The 10,058-nt window shown below is 43.6% G+C and carries 10 protein-coding genes; all 10 read right to left on the bottom strand.

Features of this window, described 5'->3' with window-relative positions:
* Positions 1 to 236: 236 nt before the first annotated feature.
* Positions 237 to 452, bottom strand: coding sequence for a pentapeptide repeat-containing protein (locus tag QJ48_RS39485; protein ID WP_369126843.1), 216 nt, complete (start codon positions 450 to 452; stop codon positions 237 to 239).
* A gap of 356 nt (positions 453 to 808) precedes the next feature.
* Entirely contained in the window at positions 809 to 1,606 is a 798-nt protein-coding gene (locus QJ48_RS09785) for an IS256 family transposase (protein ID WP_272948119.1), read from the bottom strand.
* Positions 1,607 to 1,616: 10 nt separating this feature from the next.
* Positions 1,617 to 1,832, bottom strand: a complete 216-nt coding sequence (locus QJ48_RS39155; RefSeq protein ID WP_272948118.1) for a transposase — start codon at positions 1,830 to 1,832, stop codon at positions 1,617 to 1,619.
* 242 nt (positions 1,833 to 2,074) lie between these two features.
* On the bottom strand, positions 2,075 to 2,635 hold the full coding sequence (locus QJ48_RS09780) for a hypothetical protein (RefSeq protein ID WP_054973439.1): 561 nt from the start codon (positions 2,633 to 2,635) through the stop codon (positions 2,075 to 2,077).
* A 7-nt stretch (positions 2,636 to 2,642) separates the two neighbouring features.
* Positions 2,643 to 2,774, bottom strand: coding sequence for a matrixin family metalloprotease (locus QJ48_RS39480; protein WP_157261578.1), 132 nt, complete (start codon positions 2,772 to 2,774; stop codon positions 2,643 to 2,645).
* Positions 2,775 to 3,367: 593 nt separating this feature from the next.
* Positions 3,368 to 5,398 carry a serine hydrolase gene (locus QJ48_RS09775; protein ID WP_054973438.1) on the bottom strand — a complete coding sequence of 677 codons (2,031 nt, stop codon included), beginning with the start codon at positions 5,396 to 5,398 and terminating at the stop codon, positions 3,368 to 3,370.
* 784 nt (positions 5,399 to 6,182) lie between these two features.
* Positions 6,183 to 6,332, bottom strand: a complete 150-nt coding sequence (locus QJ48_RS39475) for a PadR family transcriptional regulator (RefSeq protein ID WP_082420435.1) — start codon at positions 6,330 to 6,332, stop codon at positions 6,183 to 6,185.
* Between the two features lie 1,399 nt (positions 6,333 to 7,731).
* A complete protein-coding gene (locus QJ48_RS09770; RefSeq protein ID WP_054973437.1) occupies positions 7,732 to 8,103 on the bottom strand; it encodes a hypothetical protein in 372 nt (123 codons plus the stop codon).
* 68 nt (positions 8,104 to 8,171) lie between these two features.
* A complete protein-coding gene (locus tag QJ48_RS09765; RefSeq protein WP_054973436.1) occupies positions 8,172 to 8,486 on the bottom strand; it encodes a hypothetical protein in 315 nt (104 codons plus the stop codon).
* 971 nt (positions 8,487 to 9,457) lie between these two features.
* Positions 9,458 to 10,058, bottom strand: a 601-nt coding sequence (locus tag QJ48_RS37425) for an alpha/beta fold hydrolase (protein ID WP_162238469.1), incomplete at its 5' end; no start/stop codon positions are given.

Genomic DNA, 10,058 nt, shown 5'->3' with positions numbered 1-10,058 from the left:
GCCGTTCCTCCTCCCGAAACGGCTCAACGAATGAACAACGCGGATGAGTAAGCTTTCATCCTTTTCGAGCGGACGATCAATATTTTTAGAATTTTTTTAGACTGGATTTTTATCGAGTCTTCTTTGTCGTTACTTCCATCACTTTGTTTAGAGGAGTGCTAGACTTAGGATAAAAAACCACTACAAAGGGGTAGTCGCATTGTGGTTGAAATAAAATACCAAAACTTTAAATTCTATTATTTAATTTTTTGAGGAGTAAATCCTTCCGGCCATACTGTAGTCTCGTCGTACAAAGCTTCGGATAATATTGCTTCATTAATTCTTGAACATTGCATTACTGTATAGTATAATTTCGCTCCAGTAAAATCTGCTTGCCAAACATCTACACCTGTTAAGTCGGCACCTGAAAGATCTGCGTTTGTTAGATTTGCAGCGTTTAATTTACAATTAATTAACTTGAGTGTTGCAAAAACTGCGCTGTCGATTTAACGCTACGAAAGTAGATATGTTAGAACCTTCGTCGAACTGGCAAAAGAAAAAAGGACATCGTCTCTTTGTGGAGAAATGGTCGGTTACCACGCCAACAATTTTCCATATAAAGGAGATGTCCCATTCTTATGGTATCCCTCTACATGCCGATCGTCAAGTTCATTTTGGCACTGAAATTGGAATTTTCCAAACCACAGCTCCGACATCTGTTTACTCTGGTCCATGGTATCATTCTCTGCGCCGGACGCAAGAATATCACACAGATACAGCAAGCTGCCAAAGACCACCGTCATCTAAGCAGTGTCACGAATTTCTTGAATCATGCTCCATGGTGCATGAATCGGATGCAGCGCAGACGGATGCAAGCCATCATGGCCCGGATTCTTTTTCCCTTTGTTACTTTGCGTAATTGACGATAATAACTCTCGATCATGTTCGTTGTGTATATGAGTTTTCGAAGCTCCGGCAGATATTTGAAAAAGGTCGCCAGTTCATCCCAGTTTTGCCGCCATGATTTGATGATGAGCGGGTACTTGCTTCCCCAATGTTCTTCAAACCGATCCAATCCAGCAGGGCTGCCTCTTCCGTGACGGCCTTGTATATTGGCTAAATCCGCTGTTACTTTCTTAAGATCCTTGTAAGAGACGTATCGCGTTGAATTACGGATTTGGTGGATGATGCATTTTTGGATATCTGTTTTCGGATAGCAAGCTGCAATAGCTTGTGAAAAGCCGCTTAGATTATCGACACAGGTAATAAGGATGTCTTGAACTCCGCGATTCTTTAGCTCGTTTAACACATTCAGCCAAAACTTTGCAGATTCGTTTTCCCCAATCCAAATGCCGAGTACATCTTTGTTGCCGTCTAAATCAATGCCGATCACCATATAGGCAGCCTTGTTTACAATATGGCCTTCTTGCTTAACCTTGAAATGAATGGCATCCAAAAAGACAACCTTATAGACCTGCTGTAAAGGGCGGTTCTGCCATTCCTTAATAAGCGGTACGATCTTATTCGTTACATTGGAGATGAGAGTCGGTGAGACCTCAACACCATACAACCCTTGAAGATGATCCTGAATGTCTCGTGTGCTGACACCCTTTGCATACAATGCGATGATCTGTTCCTCAATGCCTTACATTCGTCTGATTTTTCTTCACGACCACAGGTTCAAATTCACCCAGTCGATCCCGTGGTACTTCAATTTCTACATCACCATATTCAGAGGTGACGGTTTTCTTACCATAGCCGTTACGACTGTTTCTCGTTTGCTTGCTTTTTACATCGTGCTTCCCATAACCAAGATGCGTATCCAGTTCGGCTTCTAGTGCTTCTTGGAGCACATCTGCAAATAATTCCTTTAATGTCCTTGAATATCTTCTGCCGATTGAAAAATATGCTCTTTTACGAATTGACGTAATTCTTGTTTTGACAATAATCCGCTTCGGGTCGCCATGTGCTTATTCCTCCAACTTTGATCTAGTAGTCAGTATTGACAAATTTATCTCAGTTGAGAGGTTACACAATTTATTTTACAGACCCCAGTATCTAAAATTACTGTCTCTCTTAGAATAAATAAGAGTAATTATTCTAGGTTAAGTTCATTTTTGTTGGTAATAAGGTCTAATTGCGTTGTATACTCTAAGTTCTTGCTCACGATGTTTCCAGAGCTATCCAAATTGAATTTCCCTTGATATACACCTAGAACTGTATAAGCCTGATCTTTTGTTACTGGACCAACGTATTTTTTCAAAAACAAAATAGCTTTCTCTTGTCTTTTTAACGTTTTTTGTCCTTCAAATGTGTGTTCGATGTTGTTGTATACGCCACCAGTCTCAAGTATCTTGATGTATTCATTGTTCTGGAGATGACCCTTATATGTTTTTTTGATGACTACATCTGACAATGTGAAAACCACATTATTATACTTTATTGAATTTGCTTTCACCACATCAGCTTCAACAATAATATCAGCTTTTTGCTTAAGTTCATCCACAGTTTTAAAAGACTCGGAGAGTTCACCGTGAATATTTAGTGAAAAGATTGGGACGTTCATTAAATGAATTAGAAGAGCAGACATAATAAATAATATGATAATTCCATAGGTAATTTTTTTTTTATTTAGATCTGAGAACATTTTACTCATCCCTTTCTCAATTGTATAAACTTCTTACTCCTGCGATGTCATCTGCCTGAGGAGTGGTCACAGTACGAGATGGGTTTCCAGTTGTGTACATAATCGTAGCTAGATCATTAGTATGATCAAGACCAAGAGATGTCCTAATTCATGTGATAGTGTAGACTTATTCCACTCTCTGCTTCTGGAATCCAATGTAACCAGATTATCAAATGCCAAACCAGTATGTCCAATTTTCCTAGGTTTAAGAGGTTACACGATTTATTTACAGACCCAAACATGATGAATAATGACTTTCTAATTTCATTTAATTCTTTTAGAGATGACCGTTATGTTTTCATCTTTTCGCCAAACTTTAACACTTTATTCTTTATTTTCCCCACTATTACTTTTTTCATGGAACCGGTAAAACAACACGCCCAATGCGGTCCTGCACGTCGCATTGAGCGGCCTCCTGGATTTCGTCAATCAAACGAATTAGTGTTGTATAGTTTTTCGTACGGGACTGCAAAAAGTATATCAGTTCTTGTTACCGACTCATGCCGTGGTCATAACCTCGGCTACAATAGCGTCGCGGCAAGGCTGCCGGGTATTTCCAGTGGAACCTTGTAAATAAAATGAAAAAACTTCACTTGGGATAACCGGATTGAAAAAACAAGCGGAACAGTCGCAAATGGACATTTCCTGCTCTGCCGGGATGCCGCTTGTTTTTGCCGATAGCGCCTTGATCTATCATGAGGTCTAATTGTTCGGGATCAGCAAGCTGTAGAGCATTGCGCATTCTTCCTGCTTCGTCAGCGGTTGTTTCGAACGGAAGTCAATTTTGTTATCGGCCATAGTCACTTCGGGCCCGTGCAGCTTCAAAGCAACCACCTTTTGAACGCCAGCAAGCGCCCAATCATCCGTTCCCGGTGCTAACTGTAATGTAGCATCCGGCACCTGAATGGTGGATAAACGATGAACCAAACGGGACAAAATCACGGCTGCCTCCTCCCGGAGAATAGGGCGATCCGGTTCGTATAAGCCGCTGTAAGCGCCATTAATAAGCCCCAAATCGGCTGCTGACTGAATGCTATCTTTGTATTCGGAGCCGCCGATATCCGTGAAAGTTGTCTCTTTACCTAAGGAAGTCAGCCCGAATTGCTGCACGAGGTCATGAATGAATTTCCCTCTGGAAACTGTTGCCAACGGTTGAAACGGTTGAGAAGCGTTATCTGTTAATTTCCCAAGCGATTGTAAGCCATGAATGTACTGTGCATAAGGATGGTCTTTAGATACATCAGGAAATCCTGCCGCTTCGGAGGCTTTTGCTGAATATCTGAAAGGACTGTTGTATTTCATATACGTTACTTTGCCCTGCGAATCTGTCTGGAAGGCAAGCGGGCGGCCCTTCTCATCCACGAACAGTTTATCGTCTACTTGCCGGACCTGTTCATGTTTCGCCCAAGGCATGTATACATCCAATCGGCCGTCGTCAATAACGCTCACCTTCGTGATTGATCCCGATAGTAAATCCGTGTACGCTCCGGAAAATTTATGCAAGTCGGCTGCAGCCTGCGGCTTGAAATCGGCCTTTCCATACTGAGTCTTTGGGCCGGGATAATAATGATCCATAAAAGCGGCGAAAAAATCATTGCGAAAACCACCGTGCGGCGTATACGAAATAAATACGCCTGTTTTGCTGTCGGGCAACAGCCAAAGACCGGAACTGAAGTCAGGCATAAATCCCCCTTTGGAAATGACATATTGCCCATTCGTTGCTTCGGGCGTTTCAGGAGCTTCAAATCCATAAGCGACATCGGGCACTTGTGGGTGAATCGACACCTTGTACGTTTCCATAGCTTTAATGGAAGTCGGGGATAATATCGAGGCGCCGTTCGTTGACTTTCCGTCATTCAGAAATGCTTGCATAAATCGAATCATGTCATCGGCGGTCGTGATCATGCTGCCTTGCGGATTGACTTCCGGCGATAATCGGTAAACAGGACGGGCTTTTCCTGCCCGATCATAAGCGGTAGGAAAGCGTTCGGCCAAATTCGATGGCTGCGCAAAGCTGCTGGACGTCATGCCTAACGGTTGGAACACATGCTTCTCCATATAGGCGCCGAAGTCCTCTCCACTCACTTTTTGCACGATGTAGCCTTGCAGTTGGAATGCGAAATTATCGTACATATAGGAGGTTCCGGGTTTGCGTTTGACAGACGGAAATTGCTCGAAAAGATCGTCTTGCAGCGAAACGGGCTTTTGGTCAGCATCGTACAACAAATTGTTTTTTGAGAGATCCCGCATTTCAAAACCCGTCGTATGCGTTAATAGCATTTCGATCGTGACGGGAATGTCGAATGGATTGTTCACTTTGTACCCGTCCAGATACTTTTCGATATTGTCTTGAAGGCTTATTTTTCCTTGATCGACCAGTTGCAGAACAGCCAGCGTGGTAAATACCTTGGACGTCGAGGCAACGCGAAATACAGTTTGATCGGGTTGAACGGGCTTATTGGTCGTTTTATCCGTAACGCCGTATCCTTTCTTGGCAAGCACTTGACCGTTTCGTACGACAGCTACTGTTACTGCGGTTGCCTTTATTTTATTTTTGGAAAAGTAATCATCGAGGAACGCCTCCACTTCCTCGGCGGATTGCGGCCCCATAACCGAACTGGCTGCGGAAGCGGGCGGTACTTCAAAAGCCCGGACCGGCCCCTCGAAAGTCGTGCCTAACAAGAGCAGAGTGCACATCAAAATAGAATATTTGCGAATCTTTTTCTTCTTCAAATGTCTTCCTCCCTATATAAAAATTTAATAACGAAAATGAATCGAAAAATGTTCCTTAATAATTACCTGCCCCATTTTCAAAGGCCCATGGTATCTTTTTTTGTTTTTCCATAAGGTTACCCCTTCATATTTGGAAAAAGAAATTAATTTTGCCGGTACCGATTTCGTAGAATTTTGGGGCTTAAGAGAGACTCTTTGATTCGGGATTTCAGTTTATCTCTGATCTCTTTGCAATTCCTTTAACGGAACCGTATTCTCCGATGTTTTTTTGTAAAATATTTCATGTAATTGATCAGAAAAACCCAACTTCCCCAAGCTAACAACATGAGTGGAATTCCCAATAGCAAGGAGACGGGGAAACTAAGCAGTGTAGGAACTTCCATGCCAAACCAAGACATACTCCCCCAATTTGCGCCAAAAGTACGTGCTAAACATCCGAAAACTGCCAGCAGAGAACCAACTATAAATCCAATGCTTAGCGTAGTGAAAATAGAATGACAAACATGCTTACGAAGCTTGCAGAAAAATAGAATCCTATCTTCCTCAATATAGCCAACGGGTTTGATGAGTTCCGTTTCAGGTAGTCCCCCCAAATAAAAGATCTAGCTAAGTCGGAGGGCTTTCCCAAATTTTTAAAAATAGCCTGTTCTTCGTACCCTTTACGTAACCTTCCTTGATATGGCTTCGGATTTCGTTAACAGAGTCCTCTCGTTCATCTCTTGGTAGTTTATGCAGATAATCATTAGCTCTCTTAAATATTTTTCTGCTGTAGAACTAAGTTTTTTTATCCATTTTTTACCATAAACTTTACTCCATCCGGGGTAATCCTATAATACTTTCTAGGCGGACCTGAATTAGACTGCTGCCAATAAGACTCAATATAATTTTCTTTTTGCGACCTTCTTAAGAGTGGATATATCGTTCCGTCTGTAATAGTGAGAGATCCCCATTATTGAAAAATATGCAAGATGTCGTATCCATATCTTGTTTTTTGTTCAATTAAGTGAAGAATACATAGCTCGAGAATTCCTCTCCTTATCTGAGAAGTCCACTCCATCACCCCGTGTTCACCTCCTTTCGGCATTGTAAACCTGCTGCTTTTTGGCAGTCGTTTGCATCCGGGAAATCGTTGGTGCAAACTGACACAACCTATGCCTGGGGTAATCTGAAATGCAGCGTTTAATTGGTTTAAATGATAAAATAAACCTTTTTTTACATCATATCACATACTACTGTGTTGCACAAGGTACCTTCTTCTACATAATACTTATTCAAACTTCTGCCCGATGTTTTATCTTATGCCGTTCTGATAAGCCTAAAAATATGCCCCACGTTTGGTTGCCGACAAACGTGGGGTGGAGGGTTTGAATGTCTGTTAACCGAATAGCAAAGCTTTTATGTTATTTGAAGCGCCGAAACCGTTGCCATTGACAATTCATAATAAATCCTTCCTTCTAAGATGATTATGGCCTAATGGTCCTTTCACAGCTCCATGTTTGCCGAGACACCCGTGCAGCTTGTTTTGTGTTCCGAAGGATCACGCCCTACTTTTCCCCTTACGGAAAAGGAAGCAAGAACAGCGTAAAGCAGACTGTTAACATAGTACAAAGAATATTTGAAGGATCGCTGGGCCCATCCGTTGAGGTCGCCGGCCGTATAACCCATGGCGTCCGGGTGCATCTTGATCGCTTTTTCACGGAGTGGACGATAACGCCGTAGTCGATGCTCAGCTTTTTATCCCTTTCCGGGAGACGAACTGGCGGATACAATCGATTTATGCAAATTGCGCGAACGATAATTTTTTCCCCTTGCCCGCAGACAGTCATGATCATGGTCATAATGGCGCCTCTTTTGCCCGCACTGAAAACACCGTGTAATGTGCAAGCGCCGACAAACGCTGCGTCTCCCCGATGACGCCCGCGACTGGGCAATCATCCAGCGGTGTAATATTTTATGCTCGGGAATATGAAACTGGTGCAGTTGTTTTTGAGCATGCTCAAGCAAGGCGGAGAAAAGCGGTCTACGCTTATGATCGATTATGAAGACTCCTTTCTTTCTATCGTATGTAAAACTTACGGTGTCCAGTATAAGCCGTCCCCCCTGATCGTTCAATTTAATTATTAATATAATTATAATAGGTTTAGACTATCGTTATCGCCCGCCGTCACGAAAAGTTCCGCTGCCCTTGGCAATAACCGGTGAATCCAAAACCGGGTTCAAGGTTACAGTATGGACTTTAGAGCTCCTATTCTCTCTCACCAGCATGGACAACGGTAACCGATATCGCGCCTCAGCTCCTTTCGTGCATTTTCCGGCATTCCGTCGCTGCAAAGCTACCTCGGGAGAAAGCAAATGCTTTTCGTCAAAGCCTCATGACGTTCAACTTGTCTCCCGCTTAGAAAAGCGAGGATGTATAGTATATTCCCACTCGTGATACGCTCTGCTCGGTTTAATATGGATTTTTCCGCCTTTTCTTCTGCTTCCATTGCATTTCCTCCGTTTTCAAGGATATTTTCTAACCGCTCCATGTGTCTCCAATGATTAATAAGCATTAAAGATTGTATTAACTTCGCATTTTTCTCAAATGCTTCTTTGAGTTCTACATCAACTTTTTCAGGATGCGATAGTTGGAGAAACACTTTCAGCTTAACCATCTTATGCACCACATCAATCGGGTCCTCATTCGTTTGAGGGGAATAAATCATTAGCTCCCCTCTATATGACACAACTCCCAGGCCGATCTCAGTTACTAAATCGATATTAAGATTATCTTTTATCTTATAGAACTTAACATTGTCCCCGCCTGTATATTGAGTAGGAGCCACCCACAATATATTCTTTTCTTTCCTCTGTTTTTTAGGTGAATCTTGGCTTGCTCTAAGAAACCACTGCTATCCTGAAATAATTTATTGCTTGTGCTCCCAAGAAAGCCGCCCAATGAAAAAGTATCGTATTCGTTGTCCATGACAATTATCGAAGCAATTTCGAAGTCGACATCTTGAACCAAGCCAGATGCATCAACGATCGACTCAACATATTGTGCCAACAGCCCAGAATCCTTCTTCTTAAAGTAAAGCAATTCACCCATGCAACGTCCTCCATTTATGTAGTACCTGTTAGTTAAGAACGAATTATATAACCGCATAAATCGTTTGTACAGACATGTATCAGACACTTTTTTTCACACGCTATTAGCCAAACTGTCTGAACCAAACAACCTGATGACAATGTTCATCCAATGCCTTATTTACCCCAAACGAAAACACTAGAGAACCCTGTTTATGTCCCTTTGGATGAATAGGATGCGGAAATGTACGTAGGACTGTATCAGAATAGGCGCTTTCTTTTCTTGAAATCGAAATTTTCGTACGCCAACGGGAAATTGCTGATAGAGACGGGAGCGCCGGGCAAGCACACCTTCAAGATGATTACTCCGCTGCTGTTTGCAGACGAGTAGGCAACAAACTGGCGTTTAAAAAGAACCGTCGCGGATCGATTGAATATTTTTAACACGAGGGGATGCACTTAGGATCGGATTCGCAAAAAATCCATAGGAAAGAGCTGTTTCCGGATGTAGCGGAGGGAAGCAAATATAAAAGCTTTATTGGCGACTTGCACGCCTTGGATATCATGGGTTCGAGAAATCAGGCGACCTCTTCGAGCCGCAGGTATTCATAACGCCAGGCGAGTTTGCCGACGGTCTGTTTCATGCCCATAGATGGTACGGGATTGCCTTTTCCATCAATAGTACGAAAAAGCAAATGTTAACCGGTCTCCCTTCATTCGATCCGAATGCGGTCATCACAAGGCAGACAGCAGCGGTCATGATTCAAAATCTGAAAGCACTTAAGACAGCGTCCGAAGTTCGATTGAACAGTCAAACGGATGTGTGGGCGGTTAGGGCCGTTATCGCACTGGTTTCGGGCGTTATCGATCCGGATACAACCGTACAGGCGGATAAAATAAAGCGTTACGGCCAGGCTGATATGTTTGCAAGCGGGGTCCGTCATAATCCATCCATTGACTATTGCGTGCCCCGCCGGCAGCGGCTTCGCCCCTCTATTCGATTAAAGACAGGAATGACCTCAGCTTCGCGAATACAAATTCAGGCTGCTCAATGTGCGGGGCATGCCCTGCGTCCCCAACGACAAGCTCCTCGAAACTGCCGCCTGCTTCCTCATACTGTTTAAGAACGCAGCGCATCTGGGAAACCATGGGCTGCGGCGGATACACCTCTTCGCCGGGCCAGCCTTCAACGTAGCCAAGCTTGCCTAAATACCCAAAATCGAACCATGAACTGTCTGACACGATCGCGTCGTCTGCGCCCCGTATCCATAGAATCGGCCGTTTAGGTTCGATATGTATAATCGGCGAAAGATTGACATACTTGGGTGACATCGCATTGTTGATCCCCTCCGCTCCCGGAGCTATGCCGGGCCAATGCTCGCAAGTCTCAAAGGCTCCAGGGTAATGAGCGTCGCCAATGCGGGTGGACAGCATCGCGTCCAAGTAACGTTCCTCCCGCTCGCTGCGAACGCGAAACGGCGATTTAAAATAAAACTGATTCAGGATATTGCGCGGGCTGTTCGGCTCTCCCTCGGTGCGGTCTTTGCCGCTTAGACAGGCGACAAACTGCGGGTTTGCCGTTCCTCCTCCCGAA

Source organism: Paenibacillus sp. A3, assembly GCF_001399685.1.
In the GTDB taxonomy this organism is placed as follows: Bacteria; Bacillota; Bacilli; order Paenibacillales; family NBRC-103111; genus Paenibacillus_G.
This window is presented reverse-complemented; position numbering and strand designations above follow the sequence as displayed.